Here is a 25,865-nt window from a genome sequence, read left to right as displayed (position 1 = left end):
ATGAAGTCCGGGCCCCGCCGGAACCCCGCTCGCGGATTCCATCGGGGCTACCGGATAGCGCCCGCGCATCGGCATCCCGTGGGGTGCAACGCGCCCAAGGACGCCGTTCCCGGCGCTGATCTCAACGCTCCCGCAGCGCCTCGGCGCGGGCCCGGATGATGGGTTTCAGCAGGTAGCTGAGGATGCTTTTCTTGCCGGTCATGATGTCCACCGAGGCCACCATGCCGGGGATGATCAGCAACGGCTTGTCGTCGGATCCGAGATGACTTTTGCGGGTGCGCAGCTTGATCAGGTAGAAGCTGTTGCCGTCCTCGTCGGTCACGGTGTCCGCGCCGATCTGCTCCAGCTCGGCCTCCAGGCCGCCGTAGATGGTGAAGTCGTAGGCGGTGAACTTGACCATGGCCCGCTGGCCCGGGTGCAGGAAGGCGATGTCCTGGGGCCGGATGCGGGCCTCCACCAGCAGGGTGTCGTCCAGGGGCACGATCTCCACCAGGTCGCTGCCGGGCTGGATCACGCCGCCGATGGTGTTCACCAGCAGCTGCTTGACGATGCCCCGCACCGGCGAGGTGACCAGGGTGCGCTTGACCCGGTCCTCCAGCGCCTTGCCCGTGGCATTGGCCTTCTTCAGCTCGGTACGCGCCTCGTTCAGCTGGCCCAGGGCCTCGCTGCGAAAACGCGAGCGGGTCTCGGCGATCTTGTTCTCGGCTTCCTTGATGGCCGACTCGGCGCGGGGGATGGCGAGGGAGGTCGCATCCAGCTGGCCACGGGTCTCCACCTCGGCGCGGCGCAGGCGCAGGACTTCCACCCGGGAAATCGCCCCTTCGGCCACCAGGGGCTCGGAGATGGCGATTTCCTGCCGCAGCAACTGCAGGCTGTTGCGGAACTGGGCCTGCTTGGAGATGAACTCCTGCAGCTCCTGGCGACGCTGGACCAGTTGCTGTTCCAGGCCGCCCACTTCGTCGTTCAGTTGTTGCCGACGACTCGCGTACAGGGCTTCCTCGCTGGCCGCCTGTTCGGGCGCGAGACTGCGCAGCTCCTCGGAGATGATCAGCGGCTGGTCGTTCACCTCGGCGCTGAGACGCTCCACCCGGAGCTGCATGGCATTGCGGTCCGCCTCGGTTTCGCCGACGTTGGACTCGAAGCGGGTGGGGTCCAGGCGCAACAGCGGCGCCCCCACTTCCACCACCTGCCCCTCACGGACGAACAGCTCTGAAACGATGCCGCCTTCCAGGTTGGACACCTTCTGCAGCTTGGAGGACGGGATCGCCTTGCCCTCGCCACGGGTCACCTCGTCGATCTCGGCGAAATGGGCCCAGAAGCCGAGGAACAGGGTGAAACCCAGCAGCGTCCAGATGGTCAGGCGCACCACGCGCGGCGCGTCTTCCACCAGGGCCTTGCTGACCTCGGGAAGGGGCTGGTCGGACAGCGACTCGCCGCCCTTGAAGTACTGGCGAAACATGCCGATGGCCTTATGCGACACTGATCTGCCCCTTCTTCAGCGCTTCCATGACCGCTTCCTTCGGGCCGTCCGCGATGATGCGGCCACGGTCGACGATCAGCAGTCGGTCCACCAGGGAAAGCATGGAGGCCCGGTGGGTGACCAGCAGCAGGGTCTTGTTGGCGATCACCGCGGCGAGGCGCTCCTTCAGCCGTTCCTCGCCGGGGTTGTCCATGGAACTGGTGGGCTCGTCCAGCAGCAGGATGGGGGGATCGAGCAGCAGTGCGCGCGCCAGGGCGACGTTCTGCCGCTGGCCGCCGGAGAGGTTCTGGCCACGCTCGCCGACCTGCAGCTCATAACCTTGCGGATGGAGTCGGGCGAACTCGTGGACTCCCGAGAGCTCGGCGGCCTGCAGCACCAGTTCGTCCTCCACGTAACGGGCGCCGGACATCAGGTTGTCCCGCAGGGTGCCGCTGAACAGCTGGATATCCTGGGGGACGTAGCCGACGTTGTGGCGCAGCTCGCTGACATCCAGCTGGCGGATGTCGGTGCCGTCCACCAGCAGGCTGCCGGAATCGGCCTGGTAGAGGCCGACGATCAGCTTGGCCAGGGAGCTCTTGCCGGAACCGCTGCGACCGATGATGCCGATCTTCTCCCCCGGGCGGACGATCAGGTTCACCTCGCTCAGGGCCGGGGTCTGCTGGTGCGGGTAGGTGAAGTTCACCTGGCGCAGCTCCAGGCTGCCCTGCAGCTTGGAACGCACCAGCGGCTGCTCGCCCTCCTGGCGCTCCTGGGGCAGGTCCATCATCTGGTCCACGTTGGTCATGGTCAGGCGCGCCTGCTGGTAGCGGGTGAGCAGCCCGGAGAGCTGGCTCAGCGGCCCCAGGGCACGGCCGTTGAGCATGTAGCAGGCGATCAGGCCGCCCATGCTGAGGTCGCCGGCCATGATCAGGTAGACGCCGGCGACTATCATCGCGACGCCCGCCAACTGCTGGATCATCAGCGTCAGGTTCATCGCCAGGCTGGAGAGCATCTTCACCCGCAGTTCGAGGCGGCCGAGGGTGCCGATGGTCTGCTCCCAGAGATACTGGCGATCGCTCTCGGCGTTGTTCACCTTCACCGCGTCCAGGCCGGCGAGGGTCTCGATCAGGCTGGACTGACGCTCGGCGGCCAGGGCCATGGTGCGGTCCATGGTCGCCACCAGGGGTTTCTGCAGCAACCAGCTGATCCCCATGGCGAGGGGGAAGGCCAGCAGCGGAATCCAAACCAGGGGCCCGCCCAGCAGGCCGATGACCAGGAGGATCAGCAGGGTGAACGGCAGGTCGATGACGCTGGTCAGGGTCAGGGACGCGAGGAAGTCCCTGAGCGTCTGGAACTCATGGATGTTCTGGGCGAAGCTGCCGACCCGCAGCGGGCGGTACTTCATGGCCATGCCGACGATGCGCTCGAAGAGCGTGGCGGAGATGATCAGGTCGGTCTTCTTGCCCGCGAGATCGAGGCAGAGCCCGCGCATGGTCTTGAGCAGCAGGTCGAAGAGGTAGGCGCCGGAGATGCCGATGGCCAGCACCCAGAGGGTGGCGGCGGCCTGGTTGGGCACCACGCGGTCATAGACGTTCATCACGAACAGCGGCGCACCGAGGCCGATGAGGTTGATCAGCAGGCTGGCCGCCACGGCGTCGATGTAGAGCCAGCGGGAACGCTTGAGGGTGTCGCGGAACCAGGACCGGGTGCGCGGGATCAGGCTGCCCTGGTCCAGGTCGTACTTGTGCTGGGGCTGGGCGAAGAACACCTGGCCGCTGTAATCCTCCTGCAGCAGCTCGCGGGTCACCGACACTTCGCCACCATCGCTCTCGCTCAGCAGCAGGCGGGCATCGCCCTGCGCGCTCCAGCCCAGCAACACGGCGCAACGCCCCTTCTTGAGGAGCAGCAGAGCCGGCAAGGCGATCTTCGGGATCTGCTCCAGGCGCCGGTGCAGCAGACGTCCTTGCAGGCCGGCGCGGGCGGCGGCGCGGGGCAGCAACTCGACGGTCAGACGTTGCTTCGGCAGCGGCAGGCCGCTGGTGAGCATGGCCCGGTTGGCCGGCTTGCGGTGCAGGACGCAGAGGGACAGGAGCGAGTCCAGCAGCGGGTCGTCATGCTGCCCGCGGGGATCGGAGTTGATTTGAACGCGACTGACTTCTGGATCCACGCCTGGACACTCTGCTCGGGGTTCTTCGGAAGGCGGAACGGCCCGGCCCGAAACTCACACGCCCGAGGGAGACACAGGGTCTCCATCGGGCGATGCAGGTCGGAGCGGGACTATCAGTTGAGGCCGGGAAGGGTTGCCTGGGGCTTCAGGTCGGACTGAACCACGGTCGCCATCGGCGCCACCACTCCCTGGCTCTTCAGCAACTCGCCAATGGTCGCCTTGATGCGGTACTGAGTAAACAACTCGCTGTAGCGCAGGTCGACGAGGCGACGAGATGCAGTGAAGAGCTCGTTTTCGCTGTCCAGCAGGTCCAGCAGGGTCCGTTCGCCAATGCTGAACTGCTTCTGGTAGGACTCGCGGACACGGGTGCTGTAATCCACGTACTGCTGGGCGATCGGCAGCTGCTCACGGGCGTTGGCCAGGGCGTTCCAGGACAGGCCCAGGTCTTCGTTCAGCACGCGCATGGCGTTGTTGCGAATGTCCAGCGCCTCGTTGATCTGGTAGGCCTTGGACTCCAGGTCAGCCTTGTTGCTGCCGCCGGCGAACAGGTTGTAACGCATGCGCAACATCGCCTGCCATTCGTTCACATGCCCGTTCTCGCCATCCAGGTCATTGTCCGCACCACGGGACAATTCGGCGTCAAAGCGCGGGTAGAAGAAGGATTTCGCGGCGTCGTACTGCTTCTCGGCGGCGGCGACGTCGGACTCGGCGGAGCGCAGGATCGGGCTGTTGGCCATCAGGGTCTGGCGAGCCTCTTCCAGGGAGGCGGGCAGTTGGCCGGGCAGGCCTGCCGGCTCCATGAGCTCCACCGGCTCGGCACCCACCACGCTGTAGTAATTGGTGCGGGCATCGGCCAGGTTGGTCTGTTCGGTGATCAGGTTGTTGCGGGCCTGGGCCAGGCGCGCCTCGGCCTGATCCTGGTCGGCCAGACGCCCTACCCCGCGCTCACTGCGCAGGCTGATCTGGTCGAAGATGCGCTCGTGGCTGCGCAGGTTCTCCTGGGCCAGACGCACCATTTCCTGGCGGCGCAGCACATCGATGTAGACCTCGGCGACATCCAGCGCCGTGCGCTCAGAGGTGCCCAGCAGCGCATAGGCGCGGGAGTTCACGGTGGCCTGCTGGCGCCCCACTTCGTTCTTGGTCGCGAAACCGTCGAACACCATCTGGCTCAGGCGCAGGCTGGACTCGCCACGGGTCATGGTCTTCCAGTGGTTGTCCCCGGTCGCACGGGTGGTGGTGTTGTCGGTGCCTTCGCGGCCGTAGCCGGCGAGCAGGTCCACGGAAGGCAGGTAGCCCCCCTTGGCAGCCTGCAGCTGTTTGTCGGCCGACAGACGACTATTCACCCCGGCCTGGATTTCCGGGTGTACGTCCATGGCGCGCTGCATGGCTTCGGTCAGGGTCTGGGAGTGGGCGGGAAGGCTGACGGCCAGGGCGAATGGCAGTACGGAGGAGAAGCGCAGACGCATGTTCTAGGCATCCTTTTCATTGAATTTAGAGGTCCGGAACCACGCCGGACGTTGCTTCTCGTCAAGGCTCCGAATACGTGATCAAAGTCACACTGGATGACACCAGACGAACGAAAAATATCAAAGTGACAGCATGCAAGTGATTGTTTAGGATGGGAGTCAATTGGTCAATACTTTGGCATATACGCAATAGCCAAATGTAATAAGCCAAATATTTGGCGCCACCTTTTCGCCATGCAATAACTATAGAAGGGAATGTCAGTCCTGCGCTTGGTCGCCACAAAAACGACCCCAGCGACGACAAGCCAGCTGAGAGTCAATCCAGGAGAGTCACCCATGAGCAGTGTTGTTGCGATCGTCAAAAGCATTGTTGGACAGGTAATCGCCGTATCCCCCGAAGGCCTCCAACGCTTCCTGGTGGAAGGCGATCGACTCTTCAAGGGTGACCAGGTCCTGACAGGAAACGAAGGCATGGTGACCCTGGCACTGGCCGACGGCCGCGCCGTGGACCTGGGCCGCGACAGCCAGTGGAGCGAGTCGGACACGGGCCTTGCCGAGCAGAACGCAACGCCCCAGCAACAGAACGCCGCCCCAGGCGATGAAGTGGCGCAGTTGCAACAGGCGATCGAGGCCGGCATGGACCCGACCCAGGCCCTTGAGGCCACTGCGGCCGGCCCGGGCGCTGGCGGTGGTGCCGGCGGCGGCGCTGCGGGTGGCGGCCACAGCTTCGTGCTGCTGGAGGCGACGGCGGATCGCGTCGACGCGACCATCGGCTTCCCCACCGAAACCTTCGCCCTCGCCACCGAGGCGGTAGAAGAAGACGAGACGGACCCGCTGCTCGTGGCGGAAGCCCCCCTTCCGACGCCTGAGGCCGTGAACAACCAGCCCAGCGGTCAGGACACCAGCATCACCACCGACGAAGACACCCCCGTCAGCGGCCAGCTCGGCGCCACCGACCCCGATGGCGACAGCCTGACCTTCACCGCCGGCGAAGCACCGCGCAACGGCACCGTGGTGGTCAACCCGGACGGTTCCTACACCTACACGCCCAATGCCAACTTCAATGGCGGCGACAGCTTCACCGTCATCGTCAGTGACGGTAACGGCGGCACCGACACCCTCACCGTCACCGTCGGCGTGAATCCGGTCAACGATGCGCCCGTCATCACCGACAGCAACGGCAACCCGCTGGGCGACGACATCAGCATCACCACCGACGAAGACACCCCCGTCAGCGGCCAGCTCGGCGCCACCGATCCCGATGGCGACAGCCTGACCTTCACCGCCGGCGAAGCACCGCGCAACGGCACCGTGGTGGTCAATCCGGACGGCTCCTACACCTACACGCCCAATGCCAACTTCAATGGTGGCGACAGCTTCACCGTCATCGTCAGCGACGGTAACGGCGGTACCGACACCCTCACCGTCACCGTGGGCGTGAACCCGGTCAACGACGTCCCCGTCATCACCGACAGCAACGGCAACCCGCTGGGCGACGACATCAGCATCACCACCGACGAAGACACCCCCGTCAGCGGCCAGCTCGGCGCCACCGACCCCGATGGTGACAGCCTCACCTTCACCGCCGGCGAAGCACCGCGCAACGGCACCGTGGTGGTCAATCCGGACGGCTCCTACACCTACACGCCCAACACGAATTTCAATGGTGGCGACAGCTTCACCGTCATCGTCAGCGACGGTAACGGCGGCACCGACACCCTCACCGTCACCGTGGGCGTGAATCCGGTCAACGATGCGCCCGTCATCACCGACAGCAACGGCAACCCGCTGGGCGACGACATCAGCATCACCACCGACGAAGACACCCCCGTCAGCGGCCAGCTCGACGCCACCGATCCCGATGGCGACAGCCTGACCTTCACCGCCGGCGAAGCACCGCGCAACGGCACCGTGGTGGTCAACCCGGACGGCTCCTACACCTACACCCCCAACACGAACTTCAATGGCGGCGACAGCTTCACCGTCATCGTCAGCGACGGTAACGGCGGCACCGACACCCTCACCGTCACCGTGGGCGTGAATCCGGTCAACGATGCGCCCGTCATCACCGACAGCAACGGCAACCCGCTGGGCGACGACATCAGCATCACCACCGACGAAGACACCCCCGTCAGCGGCCAGCTCGGCGCCACCGATCCCGATGGTGACAGCCTGACCTTCACCGCCGGCGACGCGCCGCGCAACGGCACCGTGGTGGTCAATCCGGACGGTTCCTACACCTACACGCCCAATGCCAACTTCAATGGCGGCGACAGCTTCACCGTCATCGTCAGTGACGGTAACGGCGGCACCGACACCCTCACCGTCACCGTGGGCGTGAATCCGGTCAACGATGCGCCGGTTGCCAACAATGACGGCCCGACGGCGGTCACCGAGGACACCCCGGCCACCGGCAACGTCCTGGACAATGACACCGACCTGGACGGCGACACCCTGACCGTCACCCAGTTCACCGTGGGCGACAGCACCTACAACGCCGGCCAGACCGCCAACCTGAATGGCGTAGGCACCCTGGTCATCAACGCAAACGGTTCCTACACCTTCACGCCGGCGCAGAACTACACCGGCCCGGTGCCGACCGTGACCTACACCCTGACCGATGGCACCGCCACCGACACAGCCGAGCTGAGCTTCGCCGACGTCACGCCGGTGGATGACGCCTCCGTCCTGGCGCCCGATACCGCAAGCGCGGAAGAGGACACCGAGGCCACCGGCAATGTGCTGACCAATGACAACGATGTCGACAGCAGCCTCACTGTCGCCAGCTTCGCCATCGCTGGCGTAGCAGGCAGCTTCGCTGCGGGCTCCAGTGCCGTGATCGCCGGAGTGGGCACCCTGACCATCGAGGCCGATGGCAACTACCGCTTCACCCCGGACGCCGACTGGAACGGATCGGTGCCCCAGGTAACCTACACCACCAACACCGGCAGCAGCAGCACGCTCGATATCACCATCAGCCCGGTCAACGACGCTCCGGTGGCCGAGGTAGACGAAACCAACGTCGACGAAGGCGGCACCGTCATCATCGACGTGGCGGCTAACGACAGCGACCTGGACGACGGCCTCGACCTCGGCAGCATCGTCATCACCCAGGGCCCGGCCAATGGCAGCCTGACCGTCAACCCCGACGGCACCGTCAGCTACCAGCACAACGGCAGCGAAACCAGCGGCGACAGCTTCACCTACACCATCAAGGACAAGTCCGGCGTCGAGTCCAACCCGGTCACCGTCCAGATTTCGGTGAACCCGATCAACGACGCCCCGCAAACCAATGCCACCACCGCCAGCGGCAATGAAGACAGCCTCATCGCCGTCAACCTCGCCGGCAGCGACGTCGACGGCACCGTCGCCAGCTTCAAGCTGACCGCCCTGCCCGCCAACGGCACCTTCTACAGCGACGCGGCCGCCACCATTCCGCTGACCCTGGCCAGCGTCATCGCGGCCACCGGCAACGGCGCGACTGTCTACTTCAAGCCCGATGCGAACTGGAACGGCGAGACCAGCTTCCAGTACACCGCCACCGACAACGAAGGCCTGAGCGACGCCACGCCCGCCACCGGCACCATCACCGTCGGCGCCGTCAACGACGCCCCGGAAACCGCCAACACCTCCGCCAGCGGCAGCGAAGACGCCACCGGCATCGCCGTAAGCCTCAGCGGCTCCGACCTCGACGGCACGGTCGACCACTTCGTCATCAAGGACCTGCCGGCCAATGGCACCCTGTGGCTCAATGGCACCCAGCTGAATGTCGGCGACAGCGTCCCGGCCACCGGCAACGCCGCCAGCGTCACCTTCGTGCCCGGCGCCAACTGGAACGGCGAGACCACCTTCACCTACGCCTCCGTCGACGACCAGAACCAGGAAGACAGCACCCCGGCCACCGCCACCATCAGCGTTGGCGCCGACAACGACGGCCCGGTCGCCGAAGCGGACGAAACCAATGTCGACGAGGGCGGCACCGTCATCATCGACGTGGCGGCCAACGACAGCGACCTGGACGATGGCCTCGACCTCGGCAGCATCGTCATCACCCAGGGCCCGGCCAATGGCAGCCTGACCGTCAATCCCGATGGCACCGTCAGCTACCAGCACAACGGCAGCGAAACCAGCGGCGACAGCTTCACCTACACCATCAAGGACAAGTCCGGCGTCGAGTCCAACCCGGTCACCGTCCAGATCTCGGTGAACCCGATCAACGACGCCCCGGAAACCAATGCCACCACCGCCAGCGGCAATGAAGACAGCCTCATCGCCGTCAACCTCGCCGGCAGCGACGTCGACGGCACCGTGGCCAGCTTCAAGCTGACCACCCTGCCGGCCAACGGCACCTTCTACAGCGACGCGGCCGCCACCCTCCCGCTGACCCTGGCCAGCGTCATCGCGGCCACCGGCAACGGCGCGACTGTCTACTTCAAGCCCGATGCGAACTGGAACGGCGAGACCAGCTTCCAGTACACCGCCACCGACAACGAAGGCCTGAGCGACGCCACGCCCGCCACCGGCACCATCACCGTCGGCGCCGTCAACGACGCTCCGGAAACCGCCAACACCTCCGCCAGCGGCAGCGAAGACGCCACCGGCATCGCCGTAAGCCTCAGCGGCTCCGACCTCGACGGCACGGTCGACCACTTCGTCATCAAGGACCTGCCGGCCAATGGCACCCTGTGGCTCAATGGCACCCAGCTGAATGTCGGCGACAGCGTCCCGGCCACCGGCAACGCCGCCAGCGTCACCTTCGTGCCCGGCGCCAACTGGAACGGCGAGACCACCTTCACCTACGCCTCCGTCGACGACCAGAACCAGGAAGACAGCACCCCGGCCACCGCCACCATCAGCGTTGGCGCCGTCAACGACGGCCCGGTCGCCGAAGCGGACGAAACCAATGTCGACGAGGGCGGCACCGTCATCATCGACGTGGCGGCCAACGACAGCGACCTGGACGATGGCCTCGACCTCGGCAGCATCGTCATCACCCAGGGCCCGGCCAATGGCAGCCTGACCGTCAATCCCGATGGCACCGTCAGCTACCAGCACAACGGCAGCGAAACCAGCGGCGACAGCTTCACCTACACCATCAAGGACAAGTCCGGCGTCGAGTCCAACCCGGTCACCGTCCAGATCTCGGTAAACCCGATCAACGATCCAGCCGTCATCGGCGGCACCGACAGCGGCCTGGTGAAGGAGGACACCACCCTCACCACCGGCGGCACCCTGACCGCCACCGATGTCGACGGCACCGACAACGCCTTCACCCCGAGCACCCAGGCCGGCACCTACGGCACCCTCAGCCTCGGCGCCAACGGCACCTGGAGCTACAGCCTCGACAACGGCGCCGCCCATGTGCAGGCCCTGGCCGAAGGCGAGACCCACACCGAGACCTTCACCGTCACCGCCGCCGACGGCACCGAGCACGTCATCACCGTCGAGGTCGTCGGCACCAATGAAGCCGCCGTCATCGGCGGCACCGACAGCGGCCTGGTGAAGGAGGACACCACCCTCACCACCGGCGGCACCCTGACCGCCACCGATGTCGACGGCACCGACAACGCCTTCACCCCGAGCACCCAGGCCGGCACCTACGGCACCCTCAGCCTCGGCGCCAACGGCACCTGGAGCTACAGCCTCGACAACGGCGCCGCCCATGTGCAGGCCCTGGCCGAAGGCGAGACCCACACCGAGACCTTCACCGTCACCGCCGCCGACGGCACCGAGCACGTCATCACCGTCGAGGTCGTCGGCACCAATGAAGCCGCCGTCATCGGCGGCACCGACAGCGGCCTGGTGAAGGAGGACACCACCCTCACCACCGGCGGCACCCTGACCGCCACCGATGTCGACGGCACTAACAACGCCTTCACCCCGAGCACCCAGGCCGGCACCTACGGCACCCTCAACCTCGGCGCCAACGGCACCTGGAGCTACAGCCTCGACAACGGCGCCGCCCATGTGCAGGCCCTGGCCGAAGGCGAGACCCACACCGAGACCTTCACCGTCACCGCCGCCGACGGCACCGAGCACGTCATCACCGTCGAGGTCGTCGGCACCAATGAAGCCGCCGTCATCGGCGGCACCGACAGCGGCCTGGTGAAGGAGGACACCACCCTCACCACCGGCGGCACCCTGACCGCCACCGATGTCGACGGCACCGACAACGCCTTCACCCCGAGCACCCAGGCCGGCACCTACGGCACCCTCAGCCTCGGCGCCAACGGCACCTGGAGCTACAGCCTCGACAACGGCGCCGCCCATGTGCAGGCCCTGGCCGAAGGCGAGACCCACACCGAGACCTTCACCGTCACCGCCGCCGACGGCACCGAGCACGTCATCACCGTCGAGGTCGTCGGCACCAATGAAGCCGCCGTCATCGGCGGCACCGACAGCGGCCTGGTGAAGGAGGACACCACCCTCACCACCGGCGGCACCCTGACCGCCACCGATGTCGACGGCACCGACAACGCCTTCACCCCGAGCACCCAGGCCGGCACCTACGGCACCCTCAGCCTCGACGCCAACGGCACCTGGAGCTACAGCCTCGACAACGGCGCCGCCCATGTGCAGGCCCTGGCCGAAGGCGAGACCCACACCGAGACCTTCACCGTCACCGCCGCCGACGGCACCGAGCACGTCATCACCGTCGAGGTCGTCGGCACCAATGAAGCCGCCGTCATCGGCGGCACCGACAGCGGCCTGGTGAAGGAGGACACCACCCTCACCACCGGCGGCACCCTGACCGCCACCGATGTCGACGGCACCGACAACGCCTTCACCCCGAGCACCCAGGCCGGCACCTACGGCACCCTCAGCCTCGGCGCCAACGGCACCTGGAGCTACAGCCTCGACAACGGCGCCGCCCATGTGCAGGCCCTGGCCGAAGGCGAGACCCACACCGAGACCTTCACCGTCACCGCCGCCGACGGCACCGAGCACGTCATCACCGTCGAGGTCGTCGGCACCAATGAAGCCGCCGTCATCGGCGGCACCGACAGCGGCCTGGTGAAGGAGGACACCACCCTCACCACCGGCGGCACCCTGACCGCCACCGATGTCGACGGCACCGACAACGCCTTCACCCCGAGCACCCAGGCCGGCACCTACGGCACCCTCAGCCTCGGCGCCAACGGCACCTGGAGCTACAGCCTCGACAACGGCGCCGCCCATGTGCAGGCCCTGGCCGAAGGCGAGACCCACACCGAGACCTTCACCGTCACCGCCGCCGACGGCACCGAGCACGTCATCACCGTCGAGGTCGTCGGCACCAATGAAGCCCCGAACATCGTCGACGCCACCGTCTCGATGAACGAGAACGTGCCCGCGAACACCCTGGTGTTCGACGTCAACGACAGCTTCTCCGGCAGTGACCTGGATGTTGAAGGCCAGGCCATCACCTACAGCATCACCGGCGGCAACGGTACCGGCATTTTCGTGATCGACCCGGGCACCGGCGTGATCAGCATCGCTCCCGGTAAGAGCCTCGACTACGAGACCGCCAGGCAGCATGTACTGACCGTCACCGCCAGCGACGGCAGCCTGGTGGATACCGCGCAGATCACCGTCAACGTGAGCAATCTGCCGGACACTCCGCCGTCGGTGACTGGCGGCAGCAAGCTGGTATCGGAAACCGGCCTGAAGAGCGCCACGGATGCGGACACCAGCAATCAGGCCACCGGCAAGGTCACCATCACCCACGACTCGGCGACCACCGTTACCCTGGTCGCCCCCAGCGGGACGGCGTTGAAATCCGGTGACACTACTGTCACCTGGAGCCTGAGCGCCGACGGCAAGACCCTGACCGGCAACGCGGGCACCCAGCCGGTGCTCATCATTTCCATCGACGACCAGGGCAACTACTCGGTCAACCTGCTGAAGCCGATCGACCACCCGGACAAAAACTCGGCGGACCTGTTCGACCTGAACGTCGGCGTCAAGGTCAAGGACGCCTACAACAACGAAGGCACAGGAACCCTGACCGTTCAGATCCAGGACGACGTGCCCACTGCGCAGCCCGGCGCCATCACCATTGATATCCCGGTGAGCAGCATCAAGATCTCGGGACTTGAGGCCGGTTTCGTCAATGCGATCAACTCGAGCGGCGGCACCTCCTCGATCGGCAAAGAGAACCTCGACTCTGACAGCTACACGGACAAGCTCACCTGGGGTGATGACAATCCCCCGTCGGGCTACGTTTTCGTCGACAACGAAGCGTTCCGCACCTCCGGACCGAGCCTGCCCGACAGTGACTTCAAGCTCGGCACCTTCACCCATAACAACTTCCCGGTCAGCGGCACCACCCTCAGGAGCGTCGACCTGGTGGTCAAGCTGACGGTGATGATCGATGGCGTGCCGACCACGGTCGAACACACCGTCAAGCTCAACCACACCGAAACCCCGAACAACGCCTCCAGCACCCAGGACCCGGCGAACGACGACATCATCCGCCTGGACAACTCCACGCTGGTCAGGCAGTTCACCGTGGGCGACCGCACCTTCGAGTTCGAGATCAAGGGCTTCCTCAATCCGAGTACCGGAAATGTGGTAACGGAGATCCGCACGAAAGAGAACGCCGCCTCCTCCTTCGACCTCTACGCTGTGGTGAAATCCACCGACGGTCTCCCACTGAACAGTGGCGACGTCTCCACCGTCACCACCACGGGTGCCGATGGTGATGTCCTGGTCAATGGCAGCGACGCCAGCGTCTCTTGGGTCGGCGCTACCCAGCAGGCCGACGGCAGCTTCACCATCGTCAACGCGTTCGGCACCTTCACCGGCTGGTCGGATGGTCGTTATCGCTTTGAAGTCAGCCGCACCGCCCGCGACAACTTCAACGCGGATCAGATCGAGAAGCTCAAGTTCGACTACGTGGTAACCGACGGCGACGGCGACACGGCGACCTCGGACGTCACCGTGACCTTGAATGGGGAAAAGGTCCTGCCCTATACCCCGCAAGTGGAACAGCCTGCACAGACCGCAGTCCTCAGCCAGGAATCAGGCACCCTGGCTACCGCCAGCCTCGGCATCGAGACGGGTCGAGATCTCAGCGGCGCCTCGGTGAAGATCACCGCCCCCGACGACAGCTCCCTGAACGGCCAGCCGGTACAGGGCACTGTATTGGTGGGTGGCGTGCCGACCAGCATGGCTCTGACGTCCGGCGGCGGCGCCCTGGTCTATCGCGCCAACGCCGACGGCAGCCTCGACGCCGTCAAGCAGGGAACCAATCAGGTGATCTTCAAGGTCACCGGCGATGCGGCCAAGGGTACCTATTCGGTGCAAATGCTGGGCACGCTGGATCAGGCGACCAAGGTCACGAACAGCAACGCCCTGGTTTCCTTCTCACTCTCCGGCAACAAAGCAGTGGCGAGCAGCGCAGCCAGCGAAGTCACGGTGTCCCTGAGCGGCACCAATGGCACCCCGTACTGGAGAAGCGGCGGCCTCGGCCTGGACTCCTCGCTAAGCGGCAACACCGAGAGAGGAGAGATCAACCGTAACGCGAACGAAGTACTGATCCTCACGCTGACGGCGATCCCGGGCGTAACCATCACAGGCGCGCATTTCGGAATCAGCGGCTTGACCAGCAGTGGCGAAGCCGCCCAGTACAGCCTCGACGATGGCCTGACCTGGACCACCGTGCCGCGGAACAGCGCAACCATCGATATCACCGACGCGACAGGTATCGACAGCATCCAGATCAGGGCAGCGGGTTCCAATAGCGATACGAACTTCTCCATCACCTCGTTGAACCTCGACTACACGAAGGTCACCCGCGCCGACGACGACTCCACCACCACGCTGAACCTTGGCGCCACCGTCACCGACGGCACCGGCGACAAGGCCACCACCGACTTCAACGTGGTGATCGATCCGACCACCACGCTGCAGGGCACCACCGGCAGCGACTCCCTGATGGGCAGCTCGCAGGCCGACCTGCTGCAAGCGGGCGACGGCGATGACGTGCTCAATGGCGGTGCCGGCAACGACACCCTCTTCGGTGGCGAGGGCAAGGATCTGCTGATAGGCGGCCAGGGCGACGACATCCTCTGGGGCCAGGGCGGCGCCGACACCTTCGTCTGGAAGTCCGGAGATGCTGGCGTAGCCGGCGCCCCGGCCCAGGATGTGGTGAAGGACTTCAACATGAGCGAAGGGGATCGCCTGGACCTCAGTGACCTGCTACAGGGTGAGACCAATGCCACTATCGACAACTTCCTCAAACTGATCGTTGATAGCGACACCGGCAACGCCACCTTGCTGGTGAGCAAGGACGGTCACCTGAGCCCGGCCGGTGACAGTGCCGATCTGACCATCACCCTGGAAGGTGCTGCCTCGCAGTTCAGTGGTTCTTCCGTCAACTCGCTTATCGCAGGTGCCGACCCGACGACCGTCAAGATCGAACACACTTGATGAGGGATGTTCTCCGCAACCGTGCAGACGGTTGCGGAGGGCCGATGTCAGCCTTCATGCTGCGGCATCCTCCAGGGAGACCCACCATGCTCTACATCCAGCGCGACGAAGAAGGAAAGCTGGTCCGCGTCGAAGCGGCCGAGTTCGCCGAAATGACCGGCCAACTGCCCGCCGATGACCAGGAGATCCAGGCCTGGTACGCCAATCTCGCCATGCAGAGCAGCCTGCTTCAGTTGAAGCAGAGCGACCTGGACATGATCCGGGTGCTCGATGACCTCATCACCGTGCTGATGACCAAAGGCATCATCCGCATCACCGACCTGCCCCCGGCCGCGCAGTCCAAGCTGCTCAGCCGGAACCAGGCGCGGGAAGCCCTGGGCGGTATTTCCCGGCTGATCGTGGATGATGATGAAGACGCGGGCTCAGGGCTGATCTGAGCCCACGGCGATGGCCCGGCGCGCACCGGGCCCACGCCTCAACGCCAGGGCGCCGGCGCCCCGAAGAGCTGGCCCTGCACACCCTGTATCCCCATTTCCCGCAGCACCTGCAGCTCGCCCTGGGTTTCCACCCGTTCGGCGATCAGCGGCAGGTCGATGCTGTGGGCGGCGCGCTGCATGGCCTCGATGAACAGGCGCTTGTCCGCCTCCAGGTCGATGGAACGGATGTAGCTGCCGTCCACCTTCAGGTAGGCCAGTCCCAACCGCGCCAGATTGCCGATCATGCTGAAGCGGCCGCCGAAGTGCTGCAGGCTGAGGCTGAACCCCAGCTCCCGCAGACGCCGGGTCAGCTGCTCCAGCGCCGCCTGTTCGGGCAGTTGGTCTTCCTCCAGTTCCAGCACCAGGCGCGGACCGAACTGGGCATGGCGACGGAGCAACTCGAAGGCCTTCTCCAGCATCTTCGGCTCCCGCAGCAGGGCACCGGACAGGTTCAGCGCCAGGGTCTCGCTGTGGCCGGCCATCTGCTCCAGCACCCGTTCCAGCATCAGCAGGTCAAGACGGGAGGTCCAGCCGAAGCGCTGCAACCAGGGCAGGAAGCGGCCGGCGGGAATCGGCTCGCCCGCCTCGTCGCGCAGGCGCGAAAGCACCTTGTAGTGCAGCACCCGGGCGGGTTCGCGGCTGTCCACCACCGGCTGGAAGTAGAGCTGAACCTGACGCTGGCCCAGCGCGCGGTCCAGCAACTGGTGCCAGGCGTGACGCTCGTCGCCGATGCGGGGGGCCTCGCCCCGGATCACCATCGCCCAGGTGCGCTCGCCCTGGCTTTCCGCCTTGGCCAGGGCCTCGTCGGCCAGCCGCAGCAGCGCCGCCAGGTCGTCCCCCGGGTTGAACAGCGCCAGGCCCAGATGGGCCACCGGCAGCGCATCCGCCGCCCCCGTGCTGACCAGGTTGGCCAGGGCTCCTTCCAGGCGCAGCGCCAGCTGCTCGGCCTCCTCGGTCATCAGGCCCGGCGCCAGCACCGCGAAATCCCCCCCTCGGCTGCGGGCCACCAGCTGACCGGCGCCCAGCCCCGCCGCCTCGCGGGCGAGCAACTCGGCCACCGCCAGCAACAACTGGTCGGTGCGCTGGCCACCCAGGCGCTGGTTCAAGCCGGACAGATCATGGACACGCGCCAGCAGGAGGTAGCCGGCATTGGCCTGGTCCTCGGCGCCCAGTCGCGCCTGCAGCTGCATCTCGAAGTAACGACGGTTGGCCAGGCCGGTCAGGCTGTCCTTGTAGGCCTCGTCCCGCAGGCGCTCGCTGCGCTCGGCCTGCTCCTGGAACAGCGCCTTGAGCTTCTCCACCATCTGGTTCATCGCCTGCACCACGCGGCGCAGCTCCGGGGTGCGCGGCAGCTCCGGCAGGCTGAGGAATTCCCGACGGGCGATGGCGTGGGACTGGGCCACCATGTAGTCCAGCGGCTTGAGCTGGCGGCGCAACAGGAAGGCCCCCAGCCCGGCGCTGACCAGGCCACAGACCAGCAGCCAGCCCAGGCTGCCCAGGGCGCTGCGCCAGAGCCTCGCGATGGCGAACAGCGGGTGACTCTGCACCTCCACCCGCGCCGCCTGCTCCCAACCCCGGCTGACCAGGGCGTCGCCACCTTCGGCGCGCAGGTCGATCAGGTCGACGAACCATCGGGGCACCTCGGCGCCCGTCGCATCAGGCACGCCGGAACGCTCCACCAGGGCCTTGCCGGTCCCGAGGTCGATCACCCGGATGCTCTCGAAATAACCGCTGTCGAAGATGGAGCTGACCATCAGCTCCATCATCGCCGGGTCGTCCACATGGGGCGTCAGGGACAACCCCAGGGCGGTGGCGGCGTCCTGGGCGTGGGAGCGCAGCTGGTTGGCGTACTGCTCCCGGGAACTCTCCAGCCCCACCACGAAACTCCCGGTGAAGGCGACCACCAGGAACAGGCAGATGGCGATCAACAACTGTTTGAACAGGGACATCTCGACTCCTATCGGCCCGGTTCCACCGGGAACCCCTCGGCTTTCATCTTCTTCAGCAATTCCTGCCAGCGCGACAGGCGCTTGGCGTCCCCCACCTGCTTGCCACCAGCCTTGCCGGGCAGCCACAAGCCCTCGGCATTGAAGGCGTAGACCGGCAACAGGTCGGTGCGCTGGCTGGCCGGGCGGATGATGCCCACCAGGTTGTCCAGCACCAGGGGCATGGCATCGGGCGTGGCGTAATAGGTCAGCACCATGTGCGCCTGGTTCAGGCGCAGCGCCTTGACGTAGGTAATGCGCAATCTCTCGCTGGGCACCCCGAGTCGCCGCAGGGTGAAGTACTTGGCGATGGCAAAGTCCTCGCAGTCACCGGCGCCGATGCGCAGCGCCTCCACGGGCGTCGCCCAGTAGTCCGTCTGCCGCCAGAGCGCGATGTCATCGCGAAAGCGCAGCTTGGCATTGAAGAAGCGGTTCACCTCCTCCAGTTGCCTCTCCTCGTCGGCACCGGACAGACGCCCCAGCAGCGCCTGCCATTCATCGATGCGGGCCTTGCCCGGCCCCAGAGGCCCATAGAGCGCCTCGGCACGCCGGCTGATCAGTGCGAAATCCCAGTCCGCCTGCAGGGCGCCCGCCAGCAGGGCCAGCAGCAACGGCAGCACCAGGACCGGCATCCGCCGTCCTCGCCCACGCCACCACACGCCCACACCCGCTCGGAACATCCGCCTTCCTGATTCGGGGCCACGCGCCCCTGGAACGAGCCGCGAATGGTGCGGGCTGCACCCGGAAAAAACAATGGCGCTTTGCCGCTATCGCAGCCGCACAGGTGAGCACCCGCAGGATGGCGGAGAGCACAGCGAAACCCATCAACGTGCCCGCACCCGACCTCGCCGGTGGGTCGGTGAAACGTGAGCCACGCCATTCGCCGGCAAGCCGGCTCCTACAAAAGCCAGGCGCCGCACCGCGCCCCGTAGGATGGCGTAGAGCGCAGCGAAACCCATCAACGTGCCCACACCCGACCCCGCCGGTGGGTCGGTGAAGCGTGACCCACCCTACAAGCGTGCCGGCGAGCGGCCCGTAGGATGGCGTAGAGCGCAGCGAAACCCATCGCCGTGCCCGCACCCGACCTCGCCGGTGGGTCGGTGAAGCGTGACCCACCCTACACAGCGTGCCGGCGAGCGGCCCGTAGGATGGCGTAGAGCGCAGCGAAACCCATCGCCGTACCCGCAGCGGACCTCGCCGGTGGGTCGGTGGAGCGTGACCCACCCTACAAGCGTGCCGGCGAGCGGCCCGTAGGATGGCGTAGAGCGCAGCGAAACCCATCAACGTGCCCGCACCCGACCCCGCCGGTGGGTCGGTGAAGCGTGACCCACCCTACAAGCGTGCCGGCCAGCAGACCGTAGGATGGCGTAGAGCGCAGCGAAACCCATCAACGCGCCCGCACCCGACCTCGCCGGTGGGTCGGTGGAGCGTGACCCACCCTACAAGCGTGCCGGCGAGCGGCCCGCAGGATGGCGTAGAGCGCAGCGAAACCCATCACCGCCCCCGCAGCGGACCTCGCCGGTGGGTCGGTGGAGCGTGACCCACCCTACAAGCGTGCCGGCGAGCGGCCCGTAGGATGGCGTAGAGCGCAGCGAAACCCATCGGCGTGCCCGCAGCGGACCTCGCCGGTGGGTCACTACCCGACACAGCGTGCAGACGCGGAACTCGGACAGGGCCTACAGGCGACACCAACGGACACCCGTTGCCCCTGGCGGTGCGGATTTCTAATCTGCGGCGGCCACGGCCAGTCCCGTGGCCGGGTTTAGCGACCCGAAAAGATGGCGCGACAACGCCAGTGGGGACATGCAAGGGCACAGGGCCTTTCGCAGGACCATCCTTGTCCACAGCACCTTAATGGCGGATCGCGTGGGGAGACCTTGCGGTCTGCCGGTACCCATCTTCCGGTTCGCTAACCCCTCGCGGTCCGCCACCCTCCCGTTTAGCGACGCAGGTGGCGGTTCCCTGAACCTGAAGATGGAGTACCACCATGCATGACGCATACACCCCGATCACCTTCCAGCGGCACAACCATCAACTGCGAGCGGTGATGATCGACCACCAGCCCTGGTTCGTCGCTCAGGACTTCGCCCTGCTGATCGCCGCCCGCCGCCCCTATCGCCTGCCCAATCGCATGGACCCCGAGCAGAAACGCGCGGTGATGCTGGCCTATCCCAGCGGCTTTCTCGAAGAGGCCGAGGTGATCAGCGAATCCGGTGTGTTCAAGGCGTTGTACCGCTTCTGGCACCCGGAGCACCGCAGCCTTGCGCGGTGGATGGGTGAAGAGGTGTTGCCCACGCTCTACGACGCCCACCGCGAAGCGGACGCCAGCCCACGCCGGGCGTTCATGAGCTGGGCGGACCAGCGGGTGGGGGTGGTGAAGTGGCAGGGCGAGATCTGGATCGCCCGCCGCGACCTGCCGGTGTTCCTCGCCGTGCAGGACGACCTGATATTGCGGGATGAGCCCAGCTGGCGGCGCCTGCCGCTGATGCCGGGCCGCTAGGCACTCCGCAGCCTCGGGGTAACGCAGTCCCCGAGGCTGCGGGGAGGCGGTCAGCGGCGGTTCTGCATCGACCAGTCGCTACGGTTGTTGTAGCGCGGGTTCTGGTGGGGCCGCGCCTCGTAGCCCGGCTGGACCCGGTACTGCTGGCGGTATTCGGAGCGCCGGTAGCCGGGCTGGCGGGGATCACGCGGTGCCGCATGGGGCTGGACCTTGTTGTGCCCCCAGTTCTGCAGGCGCGGGCTGTAGTCGTGGCGGCGTTCCTGGAAGTTGTCCTGGCGCGGCTGGTAGTAACGCCGATCCTTGTGGTACTTGCGGTCGTCGTAGTCGCGCCGGTCATGGCGCTTGTAATCCGACTTGTAGTGATCCCGGCGCCCGTCATGGTAGCGGCGGTCGTAATTACGATCGTGGTGGCGATCGTCGTAGCGTTTCTCGACGTAGTAGTAGTTCGTCCTCGGCGGATCGTAGTAGTGGCGATGCACGCGGTAATCGTCGTCGCCGTAGTAGCGGCGACCGTAGTAGTCGTTGTCGTAGTCGTAGACGGCACAACCGCCCAGGAACAGGCTCAGCACAGCAAGGATGAGGGCTCTATAGGACATGGCGGCCTCCTTCGACCGCGAGGGACGGCGCAGACAGATGTCAGCGACTGGGATTGCTCCCACTGCGTTGGACAGCGGGCCTGTCAGAACGGCGCACACGCCCTGTCGGAAAAATCCTTTTCCAGTTGTTGCATGCACCAACCTGAAGCCCGACGCCCCATGAGCGGGCATGACGCCCTGCCTCCCCGTCGCCCCATAACGCCGAAATCCCCTTTCCAGAGCCCTTTGGCGAGGTTGGCACGGCCTTCGCTTTGTACAAGGCGTGCAGGAGCTACCCGGCCATCCGGGATCGCGGCACCACAATTTGCAATGGCTGGCTAGGGTTCCGGTTCGCGCAGGCGGATGGCTGGTCCGAGAGCTGGCGACCTCCAGCGAGGTTACACGGCGGGACAAAAGCCCGGGAGAACGCGCCCCTTGATTGGGATGTGCCGCGCAGCTCCGCCCGCCCTCAACCGAACTGGAGGTCCTCCATGCGCAAGCCCCGTCTGTTCGCCGTCGCCGGCCTCGCCGCCGCCCTCAGCTTCAACAGCTCCGCCGCCCAGAAAAGCAACTTCGACGTCTGCTGGACGATCTACGCCGGCTGGATGCCGTGGGAGTACGGCGCCACCCAGGGCATCGTCGACAAGTGGGCGAAGAAGTACGGCATCGAGATCAAGGTCACCCAGCTCAACGACTACGTCGAATCCATCAACCAGTACACCGCGGGCCAGTTCGACGGCTGCACCATGACCAACATGGACGCCCTGACCATTCCCGCGGCCGGCGGCGTGGACAGCACCGCGCTGATCGTCGGTGACTTCTCCAACGGCAACGACGGCATCGTGCTCAAGGGCGAGGGCAAGACCCTGGCGGACCTCAAGGGCCAGCCGGTGAACCTGGTGGAGCTGTCCGTCTCCCACTACCTGCTGGCCCGCGCCCTGGAGCGCGCCCACCTCGCCGAGAAGGACGTGAAGGTGGTGAACACCTCCGACGCCGACATCGCCGCCGCCTTCGACACCGACGAGGTGCAGGCGGTGACCACCTGGAACCCGATGCTCGCCGAACTCAAGGCCAAGCCCGGCACCAGCCTGGTGTTCGACTCCAGCAAGGTGCCCGGCGAGATCATGGACATGATGGTGGTGAACACCGAGACCCTGAAGGACAACCCCGCCCTGGGCAAGGCGCTGACCGGCGCCTGGTTCGAGATCGTCGCGCTGATGAAGGCCGGCACCGCCGAGAGCACCGCCGCCCTGGAGCACATGGCCAAGGCCTCCGGCACCGACCTCGCCGGCTACCAGGCGCAACTGGACGCCACCCGCCTGTTCGGCACCCCCGCCGAGGCCCTGGCCTTCGTCACCAGCCCGAAGCTGCCGGCGACCATGGACAAGGTGGCCACCTTCTCCTTCGCCCACGGCCTGCTGGGCGAAGGCGCCAGGGACGCCCACGCGGTGGGCATGAGCTTCGCCAAGGGCCTGGTCACCGGCGACAAGGGCAACGTCAAGCTGCGCTTCGACCCGACCTACGTGCAGATGGCCGCCGACGGGAAGCTCTGACCACCAGCATGGTCCCGTAGGTTGGCGCCAAGCGCAGCGCGGCCCAACGTTGGGCCTCGTTCCTCGGCACCAACCTACCCGCCCCCTATCACCGAGACCTCGCCATGCGCCTGATCAACCGCCACCCCGACCGCGCCGGCCGGCTGATGCTGGTCCTGCTGCCCTTCGCCCTGCTGCTGTTCGCCTACTTCACCGGCTCGGCGTCGCGGCTGGCGGAGAACCCCAACGACAAGCTGCTGCCCAGCGCGGCGCAGATGGTCGATGCGGTGGAGCGCCTGGCCTTCACCGAAGACAAGCGCAGCGGGGCCTACCTGTTCTGGCAGGACAGCGCCTCCAGCCTCAAGCGCCTGGGCATCGGCCTGTCCATCGCCGCCCTGACGGGGCTGGCCCTGGGCATCGCGGCGGGCACCCTGCCGCTGTTCGGCGCGCCACTGTCGCCGCTGCTCACCGTGCTGTCGATGGTGCCGCCGCTGGCGATCCTGCCGATCCTGTTCATCGTCTTCGGCCTGGGCGAGCTGTCCAAGGTGATGCTGATCGTCATCGGCGTCGCCCCCATGATCGCCCGTGACCTGGAGCAGCGCGCCCGGGAAATCCCCCTCGAGCTGCTGATCAAGGCCCAGACCCTGGGCGCCAGCACCTGGACCCTGATCCTGCGTGTGGTGTTGCCCCAGCTGCTGCCGCGCCTGCTGATCTCCCTGCGCCTGGTGCTGGGCTCGGCCTGGCTGTTCCTCATCGCCGCCGAGGCCATCGCCTCCACCGACGGCCTCGGCTACCGCATCTTCCTGGTCCGCCGCTACCTGGCCATGGACGTGATCCTGCCCTACGTGGTGTGGATCACCCTGCTCGCCTGGCTGATGGACCTGGGCCTGCGCCAGCTCACCCGCCTGGCCTTCCCCTGGTACGAAGGAGCCAAGGCATGAGCGCGTTCATCGAAGCCAGGAGCCTGTGGCAGGCATACGGCGAACAGACCGTCCTGGAAAACCTCAACCTGAGCGTCGCCGAAGGTGAGTTCTGCACCCTGGTCGGCGCCTCCGGCTGCGGCAAGTCCACCTTCCTGCGCCTGCTGCTGGGCCAGGAGAAACCCAGCCGCGGCCAGCTTCTGCTGGACGGCCGCCCCCTGGTGGCCGAGCCCGACGCCAGCCGTGGCGTGGTGTTCCAGCGCTACTCGGTGTTCCCCCACCTGTCGGTGCTGGACAACGTCACCCTGGGCCTGGAACTGCCCCGTTCGCCGCTGCTGGGCCGCCTGTTCGGCGGCGCCCGGCGCGAGGCCCGCGAACAGGCCGCCGCGATGCTCGCCAGGGTCGGCCTAGGCCACGCCCTGGACAAGTACCCCGCGCAGCTCTCAGGCGGCATGCAGCAGCGCCTCGCCATCGCCCAGGCGCTGGTGATGAAGCCCCGCGTGCTGCTGCTGGACGAGCCCTTCGGCGCCCTCGACCCGGGCATCCGCAAGGACATGCATGCGCTGCTGCTGGAGCTCTGGCAGGAAACCCGCCTCACGGTATTCATGGTCACCCACGACCTTTCCGAGGGCTTCAGCCTGGGCACCCGGCTGATGGTCTTCGACAAGGTGCGCCACGACCCGCAGGCGCCCAATGCCTTTGGTGCGCGCATCACCTACGACATCCCGCTCAACGCCGGCCGCCGCACCGCGCGCGACCTCGCCGACGCCCTGCCGGCCGAGATCGGCGCCGCCCTGCTGCCCGCCGTCGCCCACTCACCAGGAGTCCTCCCATGACCCAATCCCTGGCCCTGCGGCCCACCCTCTACGAAGAGACCGTCCCCGGCGGCGGCCACACCTCCTTCGTGCTCAAGCGGGGGCAGCAGCTGCGCCTCACCGACCTGGAGGGCGGCGCCAACGTCAGCCTGCTGCTGCTCAACGCCCATGAGAAGAGCGAGCGCCTGAACCTGCCGGACAGCCTCAAGTGCCAGCACACCGCCAAGCTCACGGCCGGCCACTGCCTCTACTCGGACATGGGCCGGGTGCTGGCCGCCATCACCGCCGACACCTGCGGCTGGCACGACAGCTTCGGCGGCGTGCTGAACGCCGAGGAAGTCCGCGAGAAGTACGGCATCGGCCGCTACCAGGAACTGCGCAACGGCTTCTTCCGCAATGGCGTCGACAACCTGCTGGTGGAGCTGGGCAAGTGGGACCTGGGCCTGGCGGACCTGCTGATGTGCCTGAACCTGTTCAGCAAGGTCAGGGTGGACGCCGACGGCGGATTCCACTTCGAGCCCGGCAACAGCCAGGCCGGCGACTATGTGGAGCTCTACGCCCCGATGGACACCCTGGTGGTGCTCACCGCGCTGCAGCACCCCCTGGACCCCAACCCGGCCTACGCGCCGAGACCGGTGCGACTCAGCTGGCAGCAGGTACAGAGCGACGGCATCACCCTGCTCTGCCGCACCTCGCGCCCGGAAAACGGCCGGGGCTTCCACAACACCGAACGCCTGTACATCTGAGGGCCGCCCGATGAACGCTTTCCCCAGCGACAAGCACCCCGAAGCCGCCGTCTACCGCGCCGTGATCGGCGCCGGCGAACCCTTCATGACCGAGGTGAAGGCCGGCCAGACCCTGCGCCTGCTCGACCTGGAAGGCAACCAGGCGGTGGACACCCTCTTCTACAGCGCCCGCAACCCCCGCGAGCGCTACGACGTACAACGCACCCTGCGCAAGCAGAACCGCGTCTACCTGGGCCCGGGCAGCGTGCTCTGGTCCAACCTGGGCAACCCGATGCTGAGCATCGTCGCGGACACCTGCGGCCGCCACGACACCCTCGGCGGCGCCTGCGCCCAGGAGAGCAACACCGTGCGCTACGCCCTGGACAAGCGCTACATGCACAGCTGCCGCGACAACTTCCTGCGCGCCAGCCTGCACGACGGCCGCCTGACCAAGCGCGACATCAGCGCCAACATCAACTTCTTCATGAACGTGCCGGTCACCCCCGAAGGCGGCCTCACCTTCGAGGACGGCATCTCCGCTCCCGGCAAGTACGTCGAGCTGCTGGCCCACATGGACGTGATCGTCCTCATCTCCAACTGCCCGCAGCTGAACAACCCCTGCAACGGCTGGAACCCCACCCCGGCGGAGGTGCTGGTATGGGATTGAAGAAGCAGCGGCAAGGGGTGAGCGGCAAGCTGCAAGGGGTGCGGCGTTGGCTGTTCCTCTTGTGCCAGAGCCGGGCCGGCCAGTGTTCGCGAAGCACCTCCGTAGGATGGGTAGAGCCTGCGAAACCCATCGCTCCGGATTGATGGGTTTCGCTCCGCTCTACCC

14 protein-coding genes and 1 riboswitch are annotated in these 25,865 nt (G+C 66.5%); of the genes, 8 read left to right on the top strand and 6 right to left on the bottom strand.

What is annotated here, in order from left to right; translation table 11 throughout:
- Positions 1-121: 121 nt before the first annotated feature.
- The 3 genes from KF707C_RS06650 to KF707C_RS06640 form a co-directional block, all read right to left on the bottom strand.
- A complete protein-coding gene (locus KF707C_RS06650) occupies positions 122-1,459 on the bottom strand; it encodes an HlyD family type I secretion periplasmic adaptor subunit (RefSeq protein WP_003455335.1) in 1,338 nt (445 codons plus the stop codon).
- Positions 1,460-1,469: 10 nt separating this feature from the next.
- The gene (locus KF707C_RS06645; protein WP_003455340.1) at positions 1,470-3,626 is read right to left on the bottom strand and encodes a type I secretion system permease/ATPase; all 2,157 of its coding nucleotides are present in this window, start codon (positions 3,624-3,626) and stop codon (positions 1,470-1,472) included.
- Between the two features lie 113 nt (positions 3,627-3,739).
- On the bottom strand, positions 3,740-5,092 hold the full coding sequence (locus KF707C_RS06640) for a TolC family outer membrane protein (protein WP_003455344.1): 1,353 nt from the start codon (positions 5,090-5,092) through the stop codon (positions 3,740-3,742).
- 336 nt (positions 5,093-5,428) lie between these two features.
- Between KF707C_RS06640 and KF707C_RS06635 the strand changes: the two genes are divergently transcribed.
- Positions 5,429-15,505: a retention module-containing protein gene (locus tag KF707C_RS06635; RefSeq protein ID WP_158526750.1), complete on the top strand. Its 10,077-nt coding sequence runs from the start codon at positions 5,429-5,431 to the stop codon at positions 15,503-15,505.
- 86 nt (positions 15,506-15,591) lie between these two features.
- A complete protein-coding gene (locus KF707C_RS06630; protein ID WP_004420963.1) occupies positions 15,592-15,942 on the top strand; it encodes a hypothetical protein in 351 nt (116 codons plus the stop codon).
- 38 nt (positions 15,943-15,980) lie between these two features.
- Here the strand turns inward: KF707C_RS06630 and lapD are convergent, their stop codons facing one another.
- Together lapD and lapG are read right to left on the bottom strand one after the other, a co-directional pair.
- Complete coding sequence (lapD, locus tag KF707C_RS06625) at positions 15,981-17,930, bottom strand: cyclic di-GMP receptor LapD (protein WP_004420964.1); 1,950 nt, start codon at positions 17,928-17,930, stop codon at positions 15,981-15,983.
- Between the two features lie 8 nt (positions 17,931-17,938).
- Complete coding sequence (lapG, locus tag KF707C_RS06620) at positions 17,939-18,598, bottom strand: cysteine protease LapG (protein ID WP_004420965.1); 660 nt, start codon at positions 18,596-18,598, stop codon at positions 17,939-17,941.
- Positions 18,599-19,953: 1,355 nt separating this feature from the next.
- On the opposite strand from lapG, the gene KF707C_RS06615 reads away from it, so the two are divergent.
- The gene (locus tag KF707C_RS06615; RefSeq protein ID WP_003453418.1) at positions 19,954-20,466 is read left to right on the top strand and encodes a BRO-N domain-containing protein; all 513 of its coding nucleotides are present in this window, start codon (positions 19,954-19,956) and stop codon (positions 20,464-20,466) included.
- A gap of 50 nt (positions 20,467-20,516) precedes the next feature.
- Here KF707C_RS06615 and KF707C_RS06610 read toward each other — a convergent pair whose 3' ends face one another.
- Positions 20,517-21,062, bottom strand: coding sequence for a hypothetical protein (locus KF707C_RS06610; RefSeq protein WP_003453420.1), 546 nt, complete (start codon positions 21,060-21,062; stop codon positions 20,517-20,519).
- Positions 21,063-21,368: 306 nt separating this feature from the next.
- A riboswitch (guanidine-I (ykkC/yxkD leader) is annotated at positions 21,369-21,468 on the top strand.
- Between the two features lie 64 nt (positions 21,469-21,532).
- On the opposite strand from KF707C_RS06610, the gene KF707C_RS06605 reads away from it, so the two are divergent.
- The 5 genes from KF707C_RS06605 to KF707C_RS06585 all read left to right on the top strand — a co-directional run bounded on the left by KF707C_RS06605 (position 21,533) and on the right by KF707C_RS06585 (position 25,700).
- Positions 21,533-22,594: a putative urea ABC transporter substrate-binding protein gene (locus KF707C_RS06605; protein WP_003453423.1), complete on the top strand. Its 1,062-nt coding sequence runs from the start codon at positions 21,533-21,535 to the stop codon at positions 22,592-22,594.
- Positions 22,595-22,698: 104 nt separating this feature from the next.
- Positions 22,699-23,514, top strand: a complete 816-nt coding sequence (locus KF707C_RS06600; RefSeq protein WP_003453425.1) for an ABC transporter permease — start codon at positions 22,699-22,701, stop codon at positions 23,512-23,514.
- Positions 23,511-24,329, top strand: a complete 819-nt coding sequence (locus KF707C_RS06595; RefSeq protein ID WP_003453427.1) for an ABC transporter ATP-binding protein — start codon at positions 23,511-23,513, stop codon at positions 24,327-24,329. The genes KF707C_RS06600 and KF707C_RS06595 overlap by 4 nt, the downstream gene beginning before the upstream one ends.
- Positions 24,326-25,054, top strand: coding sequence for an urea amidolyase associated protein UAAP1 (locus tag KF707C_RS06590; RefSeq protein ID WP_003453429.1), 729 nt, complete (start codon positions 24,326-24,328; stop codon positions 25,052-25,054). The genes KF707C_RS06595 and KF707C_RS06590 overlap by 4 nt, the downstream gene beginning before the upstream one ends.
- Positions 25,055-25,064: 10 nt before the next feature.
- Positions 25,065-25,700 (top strand): urea amidolyase associated protein UAAP2, encoded by a 636-nt coding sequence (locus tag KF707C_RS06585; protein WP_003453431.1) that lies wholly within the window; start codon positions 25,065-25,067, stop codon positions 25,698-25,700.
- Positions 25,701-25,865: the final 165 nt, after the last annotated feature.

This window comes from Pseudomonas furukawaii (genome assembly GCF_002355475.1).
Taxonomy (GTDB): Bacteria; Pseudomonadota; Gammaproteobacteria; order Pseudomonadales; family Pseudomonadaceae; genus Metapseudomonas; species Metapseudomonas furukawaii.
This window is presented reverse-complemented; position numbering and strand designations above follow the sequence as displayed.

Bases quoted from the DNA above. Each gene is read 5' to 3' on its own strand.
- KF707C_RS06650 (WP_003455335.1), bottom strand. From the start codon at position 1,459: ATGTTTCGCCAGTACTTCAAGGGCGGCGAGTCGCTGTCCGACCAGCCC.
- KF707C_RS06640 (WP_003455344.1), bottom strand. From the start codon at position 5,092: ATGCGTCTGCGCTTCTCCTCCGTACTGCCATTCGCCCTGGCCGTCAGC.
- KF707C_RS06635 (WP_158526750.1), top strand. From the start codon at position 5,429: ATGAGCAGTGTTGTTGCGATCGTCAAAAGCATTGTTGGACAGGTAATC.
- KF707C_RS06630 (WP_004420963.1), top strand. From the start codon at position 15,592: ATGCTCTACATCCAGCGCGACGAAGAAGGAAAGCTGGTCCGCGTCGAA.
- lapD (WP_004420964.1), bottom strand. From the start codon at position 17,930: ATGTCCCTGTTCAAACAGTTGTTGATCGCCATCTGCCTGTTCCTGGTG.
- lapG (WP_004420965.1), bottom strand. From the start codon at position 18,598: ATGCCGGTCCTGGTGCTGCCGTTGCTGCTGGCCCTGCTGGCGGGCGCC.
- KF707C_RS06615 (WP_003453418.1), top strand. From the start codon at position 19,954: ATGCATGACGCATACACCCCGATCACCTTCCAGCGGCACAACCATCAA.
- KF707C_RS06610 (WP_003453420.1), bottom strand. From the start codon at position 21,062: ATGTCCTATAGAGCCCTCATCCTTGCTGTGCTGAGCCTGTTCCTGGGC.
- KF707C_RS06605 (WP_003453423.1), top strand. From the start codon at position 21,533: ATGCGCAAGCCCCGTCTGTTCGCCGTCGCCGGCCTCGCCGCCGCCCTC.
- KF707C_RS06600 (WP_003453425.1), top strand. From the start codon at position 22,699: ATGCGCCTGATCAACCGCCACCCCGACCGCGCCGGCCGGCTGATGCTG.
- KF707C_RS06595 (WP_003453427.1), top strand. From the start codon at position 23,511: ATGAGCGCGTTCATCGAAGCCAGGAGCCTGTGGCAGGCATACGGCGAA.
- KF707C_RS06590 (WP_003453429.1), top strand. From the start codon at position 24,326: ATGACCCAATCCCTGGCCCTGCGGCCCACCCTCTACGAAGAGACCGTC.
- KF707C_RS06585 (WP_003453431.1), top strand. From the start codon at position 25,065: ATGAACGCTTTCCCCAGCGACAAGCACCCCGAAGCCGCCGTCTACCGC.